Raw genomic sequence first — 15,085 nt, forward strand, 5'->3', positions numbered from 1 at the left:
CTTTTCCATAACTTAGGAGTGCCGTGACACGCCGCCTCTTCACGTCCGAATCGGTCACGGAAGGCCACCCGGACAAGATCGCCGACCAGATCAGCGACGGGATCCTGGACGCGCTGCTCAGCCAGGACCCGCACAGCCGGGTCGCGGTGGAGACCCTCATCACCACCGGCCAGGTGCACGTGGCCGGTGAGGTCACCACCAAGGCGTACGCCGACATCCCGACCATCGTCCGGGAGACCATCCTCGGGATCGGCTACGACTCGTCGAAGAAGGGCTTCGACGGTGCCTCGTGCGGCGTGAGCGTCTCCATCGGCAACCAGTCCCCGGACATCGCCCAGGGCGTCGACAACGCCTTCGAGCTGCGCACCGGCGCCTCGGAGAGCGCCCTGGACGCGCAGGGCGCCGGTGACCAGGGCATGATGTTCGGCTTCGCCTGCTCGGAGACGCCGGAACTGATGCCGCTGCCGATCGCGCTCGCGCACCGGCTGGCCCGCCGCCTCGCCGCCGTACGCAAGGACGGCACCATCCCGTACCTGCGGCCGGACGGCAAGACCCAGGTCACCATCGAGTACGACGGGCTGCGCCCGGTGCGGCTCAACACGGTGGTCGTGTCCAGCCAGCACGCCGCGGACATCTCGCTGGAGTCGCTGCTCACCCCGGATGTGCGCGAGCACGTCATCGCCCCGGAGCTGGAGAGCCTCGGGCTGGACACCGAGGGCTACCGGCTGCTGGTCAACCCGACCGGCCGGTTCGAGATCGGCGGCCCGATGGGCGACGCCGGCCTGACCGGCCGCAAGATCATCGTCGACACCTACGGCGGCTACGCCCGGCACGGCGGTGGCGCGTTCTCCGGCAAGGACCCGTCGAAGGTGGACCGCTCGGCGGCCTACGCGATGCGCTGGGTGGCCAAGAACGTGGTGGCCGCCGGCCTGGCCGAGCGCTGTGAGGCGCAGGTCGCGTACGCGATCGGCAAGGCCCACCCGGTCAGCCTCTTCATCGAGACGTTCGGCACCGAGACGGTGCCGGTCACCTCGATCGAGAAGGCGGTGACCGAGGTGTTCGACCTCCGCCCGGCCGCCATCATCCGGGACCTCAACCTGCTCCGCCCGATCTACCGGCAGACCGCGGCGTACGGCCACTTCGGCCGGGAACTGCCCGACCTGACCTGGGAGAGCACCGACCGGGCCGCCGACCTCAAGTCGGCCGCGGGAGCCTGACCGGCACCAGGCGTAGCGACCGGCGGCCCGCGGACGGGTCGCCGGTCGCTCGCGTCTGCGTGGACGTGCCGCTGGCTCACCTGGACCGGCCCTTCGACTACCTGGTGCCGGCCGAGCTGGACGCGGACGCGACGCCCGGGGTGCGGGTGAAGGTCCGCTTCGCCGGACAGCTGGTGGACGGCTGGCTGCTGTCCCGGGGCGACGACTCCGGGCACACCGGGCGGCTGGCGTACCTGGAGAAGGTGGTCTCGCCGGAGCCGGTGCTGGCGCCCGAGGTGGCCCGGCTGGCCCGCGCGGTCGCCGACCGGTACGCCGGCAGCCTTGCCGACGTGCTTCGGCTGGCCGTGCCGCCCCGGCACGCCAGGGTGGAGAAGGACGTCCGCGCCCGCGCCGCCGCCGCAGTTGAGAGCGGGGCGGACGGCGCCGGCCCGGTGACCGCGCCCGACCCGCACGGCTGGCGGGACTACCCGGCCGGGTCGGCCCTGCTCCGGGCGCTGGCCGACGGCCGGTCGCCGCGGGCGGTCTGGTCGGCGCTGCCCGGCGAGGACTGGCCCGCCCGCTACGCCGAGGCGGTCGCTGCGACGGTGGCCGGCAGCCGGGGCGCGGTGGTGGTGGTCGCCGACAACCGCGACCTGGACCGCCTCGACGCCGCGCTGACCGCCACCCTGGGCGCCGGCCGGCACGTCTGCCTCTCCGCCGCGCTCGGCCCGGCCCGCCGCTACCGGGCGTTCCTCGCCGCCCGGCGCGGCGACGTGCCGGTGGTGATCGGCACCCGGGCGGCGATGTTCGCCCCGGTCGACCGGCTCGGCCTGGTCGCCATCTGGGACGACGGCGACGACCTGCACGCCGAGCCCCGGGCGCCCTACCCGCACGCCCGGGAGGTGCTGCTCACCCGCGCCCACCTCGGTGCGGCGGCCGCCCTGGTCGGCGGGTACGCCCGCACCGCCGAGGCGCAGCTGCTGGTGGAGACGGGCTGGGCCCGGGAGGTGGTGGCCGACCGGGCCACCGTGCGGGCGCGGATGCCGGCGATAGCGCCGACCGGCGACGATCCGCAGTTGGCGCGGGACCCGCAGGCCGCCACCGCCCGGCTGCCCAGCCTCGCCTGGACCACCGCCCGGGACGCGCTGCGGGCGGACCGGCCGGTGCTGGTCCAGGTGCCCCGGCGTGGCTACCTGCCCTCGGTGGCCTGCGCCGACTGCCGGAGCCCGGCGCGCTGCCCGCACTGCGCCGGCCCGCTCGCGCTGCCGTCGGCCGCCGGCACCCCCGCCTGCCGCTGGTGCGGCCGGGTCGCCGCCGCGTACGCCTGCCCGCACTGCGGTGGCCGGCGGCTGCGCGCCTCGGTCACCGGCGCCCGGCGCACCGCCGAGGAGCTGGGGCGAGCGTTCCCCGGCGTGCCGGTGCGCACCTCGGGGCGGGAGGAGGTGCTCGCCGCGGTGCCCGGCGGCGCCGGCCTGGTGATCGCCACCCCGGGCGCCGAGCCGGTCGCCGACGGCGGCTACGGGGCCGTGCTGCTGCTCGACTCCTGGGCCCTGCTCACCCGGGCGGACCTGCGGGCCGGGGAGGAGGCGCTGCGTCGCTGGCTGGCCGCCGCCGCGCTGGCCCGCCCGGGACCGGCCGGCGGCCGGGTGGTGGTGGTCGCCGACGGCGCGCTCGCCCCGGTGCAGGCGCTGCTGCGCTGGGACGCCGCCTGGTTCGCCGAACGGGAGCTGGCCGAGCGGCGCGAGCTGGGCTTCCCGCCGGCGGTGCGGATGGCCAGCGTCACCGGCCAGCCGGGGGCGGTGGCCGACCTGCTGGCCGAGGCCCGGCTGCCCGCCGAGGCCGAGCTGCTCGGGCCGGTGCCGGCGGACGGGGAGCGGGAGCGGATGCTGGTCCGGGTGCCCCGGGCCCGGGCCGCCGCGCTGGCCGAGGCGCTGCACTCCGCCGCCGGGGTGCGCACCGCCCGCAAGGCCGCCGATCCGGTCCGCCTCCAGGTCGACCCGTCGGCTCTCTTCTGAGCGCCCCGGCCCGGGCCTGCCGCCGGCGGCCGGGCCGCGGATCCGGGCCGCCACCGGCCCCGCGTCGCACCCGGTGTCCGGGAAACCGCTGGCCATGAGGTGATAGCATCGCCCGTCATGCCCGGGCGTACGACGGCTCCAGGTCGCGGCGCGGCGTCAGGCGCGCCGAGCTGGAGCTGCCGCAGGACGGCGCGACGGTGGCGCCGAACGCGTCGGTCGGCGCGGTGTCGGGATCTCTAACAGCCGGTGATCAGGGGTGGACCAGTCGTGACCGTTCGTCAGTCGATCGTCTTCAACGGTGACCTCGGCAGCGGCAAGAGCACGGTGTCGGTGGAGATCGCCAAGCGGTTGGGGCTGCGCCGGGTCAGCGTCGGCGACCTCTACCGCGAGATGGCGCAGCAGCGGCAGATGACCGCGCTGCAGCTCAACCTGCACGCCGAGCTCGACCAGGCGGTCGACGGCTACGTCGACCAGCTCCAGCGCGACATCGCGGCCTCGGGCGAGCGCCTGGTCATGGACTCCCGGCTGGCCTGGCACTTCTTCACCGACGCGCTCAAGGTGCACATGATCACCGAGCCGACCGAGGCGGCCCGCCGGGTGCTGGCCCGGCCGTCCGGCCCGGCGGAGAGCTACACCTCCCTGGAGGAGGCCCGGGCCAAGCTGAAGGAGCGCAGCGAGAGCGAGCGGGGCCGGTTCCTGGTCCGCTACGGGGTGGACAAGGCCCGGCTGCGCAACTACGACCTGATCTGCGACACCACCCGGGCGTCCGCCGCCGAGGTGGTCGAGCACATCATCGACGCGTACGAGGGGCGGCTCGGCGCGGACGTGCTGCGCGACGCGCCGCCGCTGCTGCTGCTCGACCCGGCCCGGGTCTACCCGACCGAGGACATCGCCACCCTGCGCGGGCTCTGGGACTCCGAGTTCGTCGGCGACGTCGCCTCCGCCGGCGACGAAGCGCTGGAGCCGCTGAAGATCGGCTACACCGGCGAGTACTTCTTCGTCGTCGACGGGCACCGCCGGCTCAGCGCCGCCCTGCAGAACGGCTTCCACCTGGTGCCGGCGCAGCTGGTCGCCGAGGTGGACGAGCCGGTGGTCGGCGGAATGAGCGCGGTGGACTACTTCACCGCCCAGGTCCGGCCCTCCGTGGTCTACGACTGGGAGGCCGCCCACAAGATCGAGCTGCCGCTGCCGGAGCACGCCCGGCACGCCGGCGACGCGGTGCTGGCCGGGGAGCCGGGCGCGGGCGCCTGAGCCGACCGGCGTGACCCGGCCGACGGCCGGTCCGGCGGCGACCTGGCAGTTCGACTCGTCCGGGCCGACCGGCGACCCGGGCTCAGGCCGGGGCGACCGGCGGTGACCGCCGGGCCGCCACCGCGGCCGCGAAGGCCCGCACCATCGGGTGCGGCTCGTCGCCGTCGCCGGCCAGCTCCGGCTGGAAGAGGGTGGCCAGGAAGAACGGGTGCCCGGGCAGTTCGGCGACCCGTACCTGCCCCTGCGGGTCGTGCCCGGTGAACCGGAGGCCGTGCCCGACCAGCGTCGGCAGGTAGCGCGGGTTCAGCCCGTAGCCGCACTGGTAGCGCTCGGTGCTGCGGTCGACGCCCGTGCTCCGCTGCGCCAGCGAACCGGCGGTGAACACCACCGGCCCCTCGTGGCCGTGCAGCGCGCAGGCGAGCGGCTCGATCAGCAGATCCCCGGCGTCCGGCGCGTTCTCGCCGTGGGCGACGTCGGTCAGGCCGCAGACCGCGCGGGCGTACTCCAGCAGGGTGTGCTGGAACCCGCCGCAGGTCGCCAGCAGCGGGATGGCCCCGGTGCGGGCGCGGCGTACGGCGTGCAGCGCGCCGGCCTCGTTGCGGTAGGGGCTGCCCGGCAGCAGCCAGATCCCGTCGAAGTCGGCGAGCCGGCTGGCCGCCGCCTCGTCGGTGGGGATCCAGTACGCCTCCAGGTCGATTCCGTGCCGGTCCCGCAGCGCGGCCAGCAGGACGGGCACCCGGACGTGCGAGCGGACGGCGGGGGAGCGGTCGCCGACGAGGGCGAGCCGGGCAACGGCGGAGGTCATGCGCCCATCGTGGCCACGCACGGCCGATCACGTCCAACGATGATCCGTACTGGCCGGATCAGGAACACTTATCGGTCGTGGACCCGCACCTGCTGCGCACCTTCACCGTCGTCGCCCGCCTCCGGTCCTTCTCGGCGGCCGCCGCGGAACTCGGCTACACCCAGTCGGCGGTGAGCCAGCACATCGCCGCCCTGGAGGCCGATCTCGGCGTACGCCTGCTGGGCCGCCGGCCGGTGGCGCCGACCGCCGCCGGGACCCGGCTGCTCGGGTACGCCGAGCCGATCCTGCTCCGGCTCGCCGCGGCGCGGGCCGACCTGGCCCGGCTGGCCACCCCGCGACCGGGCCCGCTGCGCGTCGGCGCCACCCCGCTGGTGGTGCCCGCGGCTGCCCGGCTCGCCGCCGGCGAGCGGGGCGGCGCGCTGACCCTGCACGTCACCACCCGCGCCGACCTGCCGCGCCGGGTCGCGACGGACCAGCTCGACCTCGGGCTGCGCGACGGGTACGCCGCCCCCAACGATCCGCTGCCCGGCGCCGACCTCGGGCCCATCCGGGTCGAGGTGCACGGGGTGGAGCCGGTGGCGGTGGCGCTGCCCCGAGCCCATCCGCTGACCGCCCGCCGCGGCCTCGGGCTCGCCGACCTGGCCCTCGCCCGCTGGGTCGACGCGCCGGAGGTCGCGGCCCCGCTGACCCAACTGCGCGCGGTCACCGGCGCGGACGGGTTCCGCGCCGCCGTGCGCTACCTCGGCACCGACGTCGCGGGGCTGCTGGCGGTGGTGGCGGCCGGGCACGGGCTGGCCGTGCTCCCGGCCGGGGTGGTGCGGACCTGCGCCGACCTGGTCGGGGTGGCGCTGACCGACCCGCGGCTGGTGCACCGGGTGGAGCTGCTCCGGCCGGCGCCGGTGGATGGCCAGCCGGGCGGATCGGGTGGATGATGAGGTTCGTCGATCGGGGAGGCCGGCCATGGACGCTGCCGAGGCGCTGACGCTGCTGATGTCACCGCGGGGGCGGGTCGACCCCTACCCGACCTACGAGCGGCTGCGCGAGCACGGGCCGGTCATCGAGGCGGCCCCGGCGTACTACGTGGTGACCGGCTATGCCGAGGCCGACGAGATCCTCCGCGACCCGCGGTTCGGGGTGCTCGACGACGAGCTGCGCGACCAGTTCTGGCCCGGCTGGCGGGAGAGCCCGGCGGTGACCTCGATCTCCCGGTCGATGCTGCGGACCAACCCGCCGGACCACAGCCGGATGCGCCGGCTCGCCTCCGGCGCGTTCACCCCGCGCCGGGTCGCCGCGCTGCGCGAGGTGGTCACGGCGCAGGCCGGCGAGCTGGTCGACGCGATGTGCGAGCGTGGCCGCGACGGTGCGCCCGTCGACTTCATGACCGAGTTCGCCTACCCGCTGCCGGTCGGGGTGATCTGCGCGCTGCTCGGCGTGCCCGCCGCCGACCGGCCGCTGTTCCGGCGCTGGGCGGCGGACCTGACCGGGGTGCTGGAGCCGGAGATCACCCCGGCCGAGCTGGCCGTCGCCGACCGGGGCGCGCGCGAGCTCAGCGCCTACTTCACCGAGCTGGTGGCGGCCCGCCGCCGCGCCCCGGCCGACGACCTGACCTCCGCGCTGGTGCAGGCCCACGACGCGGACGGCGCCCGGCTCACCGGCGACGAGCTGCTGGCCAACCTGGTGGTGCTGCTGGTCGCCGGCTTCGAGACCACCACCAACCTGCTCGGCAACGGCCTGGTGGCGCTGCTGCGCCACCCGCGCCAGGCCGACGCGCTGCGCACGCGGCCCGACCTCGCCCCCGACTACGTCGAGGAGATGCTGCGCTACGACTCGCCGGTGCAGCTCACCAGCCGGCTGGGCACCGCACCGGCGACCGTCGGCGGCGTCGAGCTGCCGACCGGCAGCTGGGCGCTGCTGCTGCTCGGCGCGGCCAACCGGGACCCCCGGCGGTACCCCGAGCCGGCCCGCTTCGACCCCTGGCGGGCGCAGCAGCAGCCGCTGTCGTTCGGCGCCGGCCCGCACTACTGCCTCGGCGCCGGACTGGCCCGGCTGGAGGCCCAGGTCGCCTTCCCGCTGCTGCTGCGTCGGCTGCCCGGCCTGGCCCTGGCCGGCGAGCCGCGGCACCGCACCCGGCTGACCCTGCGCGGCTACGACACGCTGTCGGTGCGGGTCGGTGCGGTGGCGCCGGGCACCGATCGCGGTACGCCGGCCGGGAGCCGTCCCGGCACTCCGTAGACTGGTACGGCACAGTTCGTCCCACCCGTGAAGGAGCCACCCCGCGTGACCGTCCAGCCCATCCGTCTGTTCGGCGACCCGGTGCTGCGCACGCCGGCCGATCCGGTGGTCGACTTCGACGCCGAGCTGCGCAAGCTCATCGCCGACCTGACCGACACCATGCGCGAGCAGAACGGCGCCGGCCTCGCCGCGCCACAGCTCGGCGTGGGGCTGCGGGTGTTCACCTTCGACGTGGACGACGTGCTCGGCCACCTGGTCAACCCGGTGCTCGAGTTCCCCGACGAGGAGGAGCAGGACGGCCCGGAGGGCTGCCTGTCCATCCCCGGGCTCTATTTCGACACCAAGCGGCGGCAGAACGTGATCGCCAAGGGCTTCAACGGCTACGGAGACCCGCTGCAGATCGTCGGCACCGGCCTGATGGCCCGCTGCGTGCAGCACGAGACCGACCACCTCGACGGGGTGCTCTTCGTCGACCGGCTCGACCCGGCCGGGCGCAAGGAGGCGATGAAGGCGATCCGCCAGGCCGAGTGGTACGACCCGGCCGCCCCGCCGACGGTCAAGCTCAGCCCGCACGCCGCCGGCAGCAGCCCCTTCGGCCTGGGTCGGTGAGCGGCCGGTGCGGGTGATCTTCGCCGGTACGCCGGCCGTCGCCGTCCCGGCCCTGGCCGCGGTGGCCACCTCCCGCCACGAGCTGGTGGCCGTGGTCACCCGGCCGGACGCGCCCGCCGGCCGGGGCCGTGGCCTGGTCCGGTCCCCGGTCGGCGCGTGGGCGGACGAGCATGGTGTGCCGGTGCTCACCCCGGCCCGCCCGCGCGAGCCGGAGTTCCTCGACCGGCTGCGCGAGCTGGCTCCGGACTGCGTACCCGTGGTCGCCTACGGCGCGCTGGTGCCGCCGGCCGCCCTGGAGATCCCCCGGTACGGCTGGGTCAACCTGCACTTCTCGTTGCTGCCCGCCTGGCGCGGCGCGGCGCCGGTGCAGCACGCCGTGCTGCACGGCGACGAGATCACCGGGGCCAGCGTCTTCCAGCTGGAGGAAGGGCTGGACACCGGCCCGGTCTACGGCACGCTGACCGACGAGATCCGCCCCACCGACACCTCCGGCGACCTGCTGGAGCGGCTCGCCCACTCCGGGGCGGGCCTGCTGGTGGCGGTGCTCGACGCGATCGCCGACGGCACCGCCCGGGCCGAGCCGCAGCCCGCCGACGGGGTGTCGCTGGCCCCGAAGCTCACCGTGGACGACGCCCGGGTGCGCTGGTCGGAGCCGGCGTTCGCGGTGGACCGCCGGGTCCGTGCCTGCACCCCGGCGCCCGGCCCGTGGACCACCTTCCGCGGTGAGCGGGTCAAGCTCGGCCCGGTCACCCCGGTGGCCGACGGGCCCGAGCTGAAGCCCGGCGAGCTGCTGGTGGAGAAGTCCCGGGTGCTCGCCGGCACCGCCACCGTGCCGGTGGCGCTCGGCGAGGTGCGCGCGGCGGGCAAGCGGGCCATGCCGGCGAGCGACTGGGCCCGTGGCGCCCGGGTCGCGGCCGGCGAGGTGCTCGCGTGACGGGGCCTGCCGAGCGACCCGCGACGGACGGTCGACGCGACGAGCGGCCCGGCGCGGGTCGGGCGGGCGGCGGCGAGCGCGGTGCGCGGCCCCCGGCCGGCCGGCGTACCGAGCGACCGGCCCGGGGCGGCCGGTACGGCGGCCGGGCGCCGCGGCCCGCGGTGGACCTGCCGCGGCACGCCGCGTACGAGACGGTTGCGGCGGTGCACCGCGACGACGCGTACGCCAACCTGGTGCTGCCGACCATCCTGCGCGAGGCGGGGCTGACCGGCCGGGACGCCGCCTTCGCCACCGAGCTGACCTACGGCACGCTGCGTCACCTCGGCACCCTGGACGCGATCCTCACCGCCGCCGCCGGGCGCGACGTGCAGCGGATCGACCCGCCGGTCCGTGACGCGCTGCGGCTCGGCGCGTACCAGCTGCTGCACACCCGGGTGCCCGCGCACGCGGCGGTCTCCTCGACGGTCGACCTGGTCCGCGCGGTCGGGCCGGGGGCCACCGGGTTCGCCAACGCGGTGCTGCGCGAGGTGGCGGGCAAGGACGCCGACGCCTGGGTGCGGCAGCTCGCCCCGCCGATGGACAGCGACCCGATCGGGCACCTCGCGCTGGCGTACAGCCATCCGCAGTGGATCGTACGGGCGTTCGCCGAGGCGCTCGGTGGCGACCTGGGCGAAACCACCCGGCTGCTGATCGAGGACAATGAACGCCCGCCGGTGCACCTGTGCGCGCGGCCGGGGCTGGCCGACCCGGTGGAGCTGGCCGACGAGGTCGGCGGCGCACCGGGCGCCTTCTCGCCGTACGCCGTCTACCTCTCCGGCGGGGCGCCCGGCGACCTGCCGGCGCTGGCGCAGGGGCGGGCGCACGTGCAGGACGAGGGCTCCCAACTGGTGGCCAACGCGCTGGCGGAGGCTCCGCTGGACGGCCCGGACGGGCGCTGGCTCGACCTGTGTGCCGGGCCGGGCGGCAAGTCCGGGCTGCTCGGCGCGCTGGCCGCGGAGCGCGGCGGTCGGCTCACCGCGGTCGAGGTGGCCGAGCACCGCGCCCGGCTGGTGGCCCAGGCCACCCGCGACCTGCCGGTGACCGTGCTGAACACCGACGGGCGCGCGGTCGGCGACCACCCGAAGCTGCCGGCGGACCACTTCGACCGGGTGCTGGTCGACGCGCCGTGCACCGGGCTGGGAGCGCTGCGCCGCCGGCCGGAGTCGCGCTGGCGGCGGCAGCCGTCCGACCTGCCGCCGCTGACCCGGTTGCAGCGTGAGCTGCTCGCCGCGGCGCTGCGCGCGGTCCGCCCCGGCGGCCTGGTCGCGTACGTGACCTGCTCGCCGCACACCGTCGAGACGCACGTGACGGTCACCGAGTCGGCGCGGCGCGCCGGGGTGCCGGTCGACTTCGTCGACGCCCGCCCACTGCTGCCGGCGGGGATGCCCGGGCTCGGCGACGGGCCGACGGTGCAGCTCTGGCCGCACCGCCACGGCACCGACGCGATGTTCCTCGCGGTGCTCCGCCGGGGCTGACCGTCCCGGGTCGACGTCCTGTGCCGACCGCACCGGATCGCGTTGACCAGGTCCGTTCCCGCTCCTATAGTGCTGCACCACCCAGAACCGGGGGGCGGTCGGGGGGACGGGCACGGGAGGGGCCGATGGACGCCGAGGAGGCCGGTGCGGCGCGGTCGTGGGCGGAGTTCGGTCGGGAGCTGCGCTGGTGGCGGCGGGCCGCCGGCCTCACCCAGTCGCAGCTCGGCCAGCGGGTGGGCTACCACCACAGCGTGATCAGCCGGGTGGAGAGCGGGCTGCGCGAGGCGCCGGCCGGGCTGGCCCGCCGGCTCGACGAGGTGCTGGCCACCAACGGCGCGCTCGCCTCCCTCGGGGTCGACCGGCGGCCGCGTGGCGCCGCCGGCGACCCGACGTTGTTCGCCGCCCCCGGTGTCCTCACCGCGGACGGCGTGACCCCACCGGGCGTCCCGGTCTGGCCCACCCGGCTGCCGTACGCCGGCATCGCCTGCCCGCTGCACGGTGACGCCGGTTGCGCGGTCCCCGCCCCCGGCGACGTGCTGAGCACCATCGCGCGGCTGGTCCGGCGCGGCCCGGCGGAGTTGCCCACCGAACCGGTCACCGACCTCGTGCACGGGTTGGCCGCGCTGCTGCCGGGCTACACGCAGGCCACCATGGAGCAGGTCTCGACCGACATCGTGGGATCCATCGAACGCATCCTGCACCTGGTCACGAGTTGGGCGGAGGCGGTGCACGCGGCGGGCCGGCCGCCGCAGAGCCTGCTCCGGCTCGCCGCCGGGTACGCGCAGCTCGCCGGGCGGCTGCGGATGCAGCGGGGGCAGAGCGCGGTGGGCATGGCGTGGTTCGGCCACGGCCTGCGCTGGGCCGGTGTCTCCGCCGACCTGGTCGCCCAGGCCACCCTCTACAGCGACTTCTGCACCCTGACCCGCCTCGACCACGACGGCGCCTCGTCGCTGCGGTACGCCCGGGCGCTCGGCGCGGTCGACGCCCACCGCGGCTGGGTGGCCACCGTCTCGCACCTGTACCAGGCTCGGGCGTACGGCCTGATGGGCGACGCCGCGCAGTGCGAGCGGCAGATCGTCCTGGGCCGTCGGGGGCTGTCCCGGCTGGACGAGCGGGACCGGGCCGAGGCCCCCTGGCTGGTCGAGCACGCCGGCCAGGTGCGCGCCGAGTCGTCGATCGGCGGCGCGTTGCGCGACCTGGCCGCCACCACCGGCGACCGGGACGCCGCGCGCCGGGGAGCGCACGCCACCCAGCGGGCGCTGACCCACCTGCCGGCGCGGATGCGCCCCACCTACCTGCTGCTCACCATCCGGCTGGCCGACTGCTGGGCCTGCGCCGGTGATCCGGGCGCCGCGGTCGCGCTCGCCGCGCCGGTCGCCCGGGAGGCGCTGGCGACCCGCCGGGCGACCATCGTGGGTGAGCTGCGCGGCCTGCACACCCGGCTGGGCCGGGGCTGGGGCGACCTGCCCGAGGTGCGCGAATTCTCGGACCGGCTGCGCGCGCTGACCGCCTGACGACCGGGGGCGGCGACGCGCGGCCGGAGCCGCCGCGCCCGGTCCGCCCGGCCGCGCCGGCCCGCGGTTGTGCCAGTTTGTGCCGGCCCACCCGGTCAGGTGATCGGCAGGCCCTTGTTGCCGGCGCCCTTCACCGACCGGGTGAGGGTGCGGTCGCTGACCCAGAGGAAGCACTGCACGCCGCGGTTGCCGTTCTGCCAGTCCCGCTCGAACGGGTGGTAGAAGATCGTCCCGGCCCGGTACTGCAGGTTGCCGTCGTCCGGCACCTTGGCGTACTTCGCGATCAGGGTGCGGCAGGCCCGGTGCACCCGCTTGCTGGTGCGCCGGAACTCGGCGTAGCTGATGTCGGGGGCGTGCCAGACGCCGACGAACTCGGCGCGGTGCTTGGCGGTGCAGGACGTCGGCCGCATCTCGGTGATGTCGTCCTTGACCAGTTTGGGCGAGAAGCAGCGGTGGGCCAGCGGGGAGTCGGCGTTCAGCGCGCCGCGCAGGCTGCCCGCGCGCAGGTCGACGGAGGCGTCGTCGAGGCTCCGGATCTCACTGACGTCGCAGCGGAACCAGCGCGCCCCGCCGGTCCAGGCGGGTGGCGAAGGGAAGACCACGGTCAGGCCGAGCCGGCCGGAGCGCCAGTCGCCGCCGACCGCCTCGTTGATCGCCTTGCCGCACTCGGCGTGGGCCGTCCGCATGCCCGCCGAGCCGGCCTTCGGCGGCGTGCCGCGCTCGGCGTCCGGGCCGGACAGCGTGCCCACGTGCAGCGTCTCCACCCGGTGCGACGCGCCGCAGTCGACCGGGTTGTAGCCGCTGAGGTAGCCGACCTCCTGGAAGGCGGCGTGGCAGACGTCGGCGGCCGGGACGAAGGCCTGCGGCGCGACCGGGGCGGGCCAGTCGTCGGTGAGGTTCCCGTCCACTCCGGCCGGTGCGCCGCACCCGGTCAGCGCCAGCGCCGTCACCGCGCCCAGCGCGAGCGCCGTCCACCACCGTCGCATCGCCGACCTCCCCCGATCGTGGTCCGCCACCGGCTCGCCGACCGGCCGGTGCGCCACGGTGCGGCAGCATACGGCACGCGCCCGGGTCACGGGCGCTCGCTTCGGCCGGCGGCGCGGACCAACCGGCGGCCCGGCGGGCGCGAACCGACGGCGAGCCGACGGGCGCGGGGCCAACCGGCGGCCCGACCGGCGCGGACCGGCGCCGAGCCGCTCAGATCGCCGGCAGGCCCTTCGGGCCGACGCCCCGCATGGACCGGGTCAGCTTCCGGTCGTCGCTCCACAGGAAGCAGCGCACGCCCCGGTCGCCCTCCTCCCACTCGCGCTGCGACGGCGGGTAGAAGATCGAACCCGCGCGGTACGGCAGGTCGCTGTTGTTGGGCACGTCGGCGAAGGCGGCGATCAGCGCCATGCAGCGCCGGTGCGCCTGCGGGGCGGCCCGGGTGAACGCCGCCCAGGACATGTCCCGCTCCAGGTAGACCCCGACGAACTCGGCCCGGTGCGGCTCGGTGCACAGCACCGGCGCCATGTAGTTGAGGTTCTCGCCGATCAGCTTCGGGTCGAAGCAGCGGTGCAGCAGCGGGGAGTCGCCGATCATCGCGCCGCGCAGGCTTCCGGTGCGGTTGACCGGCCGGGTGTTGTCGATGCTGTCGGTCTCGCTGAGGTCGCAGCGGAACCACCGGGCGCCGCCGCGCCAGGCGGGGGCGGAGGGCAGTGCGATGTTCAGTGTCAGCCGGGCGGCGTGCCAGTCGCCGCCGAGCACCTCGCGAACCCGCTCGTCGCACTCCCGGCGGGCGGTGCCCAGCGCCGGCGAGCCCGGCTCCGGCCGGTCACCCTCGGCGGCCGATCCGGTGAAGGTGCCGACGTGGATCGCCTCGGCCAGGTGGTTGCGCGAGCAGTCCACCGTCTCGTAGGTGCTCGCCTGCACGATCGCGGTGATCCGGGGCAGGCACGCGCCGCTGGCCGGGACGAAGAGCCGGGGCGCCCGCAGCGCCGGCCAGTCGTCGGTGAGGTCGCCGTCCGACCCGCCCGGCCGGACGCAACCGGCCAGCAGCGCCACCGCCGTGCCGGCCAGCGTCAGTGCCAGCAGCCACCGTCGCATCGTCGCCCTTTCCGGGAGCTGACGGCCGCCCGTGCGCCGGCGCCGTGCCGGGGGACGGGCGGCTCGCGTCACCGTCCCTGATGGAGTCTTGCCGCGTTTCCGTCGTTCGGCCAGTCGCGAATGGCTCTTCGTCCGGTTTCCCGGACCGAGGCGGCCAATTCTGCACCATTGGTCACCGCCGGGTCACGGGGTGTCCCGCATGGTGCCGCGCTGCGGGCGGCTGATGGCCGCGTTCGTACACTGGCCCCGTGACCGTACCGCCGCCGATCGTCGCGCCGAGCATCCTGGCCGCCGATTTCGCCCGCCTCGCCGAAGAGGTCCGCGCCGTGGAGAACGCCGCGGACTGGTTGCACGTCGACGTGATGGACAACCACTTCGTGCCGAACCTGACCATCGGCCTGCCCGTGGTGCAGAGCCTGCGGGCCGCCACCGAGCTGCCGTTCGACGTGCACCTGATGATCGAGGATCCGCGGCGGTGGGCCCCGGGCTACGCCGACGCCGGGGCGTACAACGTCACCTTCCACGCCGAGGCGTGCGACGACCCGGTGGCGCTGGCCAAGGACCTGCGCGCGGCCGGCGCCAAGGCCGGGCTGGCCATCGACCGGGACACCCCGATCGAGCCGTACCTGGAGCTGCTGCCCAGCTTCGACACCCTGCTGATCATGACGATCAAGGCCGGCTTCGGCGGCCAGCGGTTCATCCCGCAGCTGCTGGACAAGGTCCGCACCGCGCGCCGGCACGTCGCCGGCGGCCACCTGGAGCTGCGGATCGAGGTGGACGGCGGGATCGCCGCCGACACCATCGAGCAGGCCGCCGCCGCCGGCGCCGACGCCTTCGTCGCCGGCACCGCCGTCTACGGCGCGGCCGACCCCGCCGAGGCGGTACGCCAGCTGCGGGCCCTCGCGGAACGCGCCGCCCCCGAGGCCTGAC

The 15,085-nt window shown here is 76.1% G+C and carries 13 protein-coding genes; 10 read left to right on the forward strand and 3 right to left on the reverse strand.

Annotation, left to right across the window (positions count from 1 at the left end; all coding sequences use genetic code 11):
• Nucleotides 1-23 precede the first annotated feature (23 nt).
• From metK to FHX32_RS32065, 3 genes are all read left to right on the forward strand, one after another.
• Nucleotides 24-1,217: a methionine adenosyltransferase gene (gene metK / locus FHX32_RS32055; RefSeq protein WP_088994794.1), complete on the forward strand. Its 1,194-nt coding sequence runs from the start codon at nucleotides 24-26 to the stop codon at nucleotides 1,215-1,217.
• 59 nt (nucleotides 1,218-1,276) lie between these two features.
• Nucleotides 1,277-3,211 (forward strand): primosomal protein N', encoded by a 1,935-nt coding sequence (locus FHX32_RS32060; protein WP_486481442.1) that lies wholly within the window; start codon nucleotides 1,277-1,279, stop codon nucleotides 3,209-3,211.
• Nucleotides 3,212-3,478: 267 nt separating this feature from the next.
• Nucleotides 3,479-4,462: an AAA family ATPase gene (locus FHX32_RS32065; protein ID WP_167191586.1), complete on the forward strand. Its 984-nt coding sequence runs from the start codon at nucleotides 3,479-3,481 to the stop codon at nucleotides 4,460-4,462.
• An 82-nt stretch (nucleotides 4,463-4,544) separates the two neighbouring features.
• Here the strand turns inward: FHX32_RS32065 and FHX32_RS32070 are convergent, their stop codons facing one another.
• Entirely contained in the window at nucleotides 4,545-5,267 is a 723-nt protein-coding gene (locus FHX32_RS32070) for a CTP synthase C-terminal region-related (seleno)protein (protein WP_167191588.1), read from the reverse strand.
• A 77-nt stretch (nucleotides 5,268-5,344) separates the two neighbouring features.
• Here FHX32_RS32070 and FHX32_RS32075 point away from each other — a divergent pair, with 77 nt between their 5' ends.
• From FHX32_RS32075 to FHX32_RS32100, 6 genes are all read left to right on the forward strand, one after another.
• Complete coding sequence (locus FHX32_RS32075; RefSeq protein WP_167191590.1) at nucleotides 5,345-6,199, forward strand: LysR family transcriptional regulator; 855 nt, start codon at nucleotides 5,345-5,347, stop codon at nucleotides 6,197-6,199.
• 28 nt (nucleotides 6,200-6,227) lie between these two features.
• Nucleotides 6,228-7,499, forward strand: a complete 1,272-nt coding sequence (locus FHX32_RS32080; RefSeq protein ID WP_167191592.1) for a cytochrome P450 — start codon at nucleotides 6,228-6,230, stop codon at nucleotides 7,497-7,499.
• Between the two features lie 45 nt (nucleotides 7,500-7,544).
• A complete protein-coding gene (gene def / locus FHX32_RS32085; RefSeq protein ID WP_109900787.1) occupies nucleotides 7,545-8,108 on the forward strand; it encodes a peptide deformylase in 564 nt (187 codons plus the stop codon).
• A gap of 7 nt (nucleotides 8,109-8,115) precedes the next feature.
• The gene (gene fmt / locus FHX32_RS32090; RefSeq protein ID WP_167191594.1) at nucleotides 8,116-9,042 is read left to right on the forward strand and encodes a methionyl-tRNA formyltransferase; all 927 of its coding nucleotides are present in this window, start codon (nucleotides 8,116-8,118) and stop codon (nucleotides 9,040-9,042) included.
• On the forward strand, nucleotides 9,039-10,556 hold the full coding sequence (locus FHX32_RS32095; protein ID WP_167191596.1) for a transcription antitermination factor NusB: 1,518 nt from the start codon (nucleotides 9,039-9,041) through the stop codon (nucleotides 10,554-10,556). Before fmt ends, FHX32_RS32095 begins: the two co-directional genes overlap by 4 nt.
• Nucleotides 10,557-10,681: 125 nt before the next feature.
• The gene (locus FHX32_RS32100) at nucleotides 10,682-12,070 is read left to right on the forward strand and encodes a helix-turn-helix domain-containing protein (RefSeq protein WP_167191599.1); all 1,389 of its coding nucleotides are present in this window, start codon (nucleotides 10,682-10,684) and stop codon (nucleotides 12,068-12,070) included.
• A 95-nt stretch (nucleotides 12,071-12,165) separates the two neighbouring features.
• On the opposite strand, the gene FHX32_RS32105 is transcribed toward FHX32_RS32100, so the two are convergent.
• Nucleotides 12,166-13,056 carry a septum formation family protein gene (locus FHX32_RS32105; protein WP_167191601.1) on the reverse strand — a complete coding sequence of 297 codons (891 nt, stop codon included), beginning with the start codon at nucleotides 13,054-13,056 and terminating at the stop codon, nucleotides 12,166-12,168.
• A 211-nt stretch (nucleotides 13,057-13,267) separates the two neighbouring features.
• The gene (locus FHX32_RS32110) at nucleotides 13,268-14,155 is read right to left on the reverse strand and encodes a septum formation family protein (protein ID WP_167191603.1); all 888 of its coding nucleotides are present in this window, start codon (nucleotides 14,153-14,155) and stop codon (nucleotides 13,268-13,270) included.
• A gap of 248 nt (nucleotides 14,156-14,403) precedes the next feature.
• On the opposite strand from FHX32_RS32110, the gene rpe reads away from it, so the two are divergent.
• Nucleotides 14,404-15,084 carry a ribulose-phosphate 3-epimerase gene (gene rpe / locus FHX32_RS32115; RefSeq protein WP_167191605.1) on the forward strand — a complete coding sequence of 227 codons (681 nt, stop codon included), beginning with the start codon at nucleotides 14,404-14,406 and terminating at the stop codon, nucleotides 15,082-15,084.
• The last annotated feature ends 1 nt before the right edge of the window (nucleotide 15,085 follow it).

It is taken from the genome of Micromonospora sp. CNZ280 (assembly GCF_011759515.1).

Excerpts from the sequence above, each read along its gene's own strand:
- FHX32_RS32100 (WP_167191599.1), top strand. The coding sequence starts at position 10,682 with ATGGACGCCGAGGAGGCCGGTGCGGCGCGGTCGTGGGCGGAGTTCGGT.
- FHX32_RS32105 (WP_167191601.1), bottom strand. The coding sequence starts at position 13,056 with ATGCGACGGTGGTGGACGGCGCTCGCGCTGGGCGCGGTGACGGCGCTG.
- FHX32_RS32080 (WP_167191592.1), top strand. The coding sequence starts at position 6,228 with ATGGACGCTGCCGAGGCGCTGACGCTGCTGATGTCACCGCGGGGGCGG.
- FHX32_RS32070 (WP_167191588.1), bottom strand. The coding sequence starts at position 5,267 with ATGACCTCCGCCGTTGCCCGGCTCGCCCTCGTCGGCGACCGCTCCCCC.
- FHX32_RS32110 (WP_167191603.1), bottom strand. The coding sequence starts at position 14,155 with ATGCGACGGTGGCTGCTGGCACTGACGCTGGCCGGCACGGCGGTGGCG.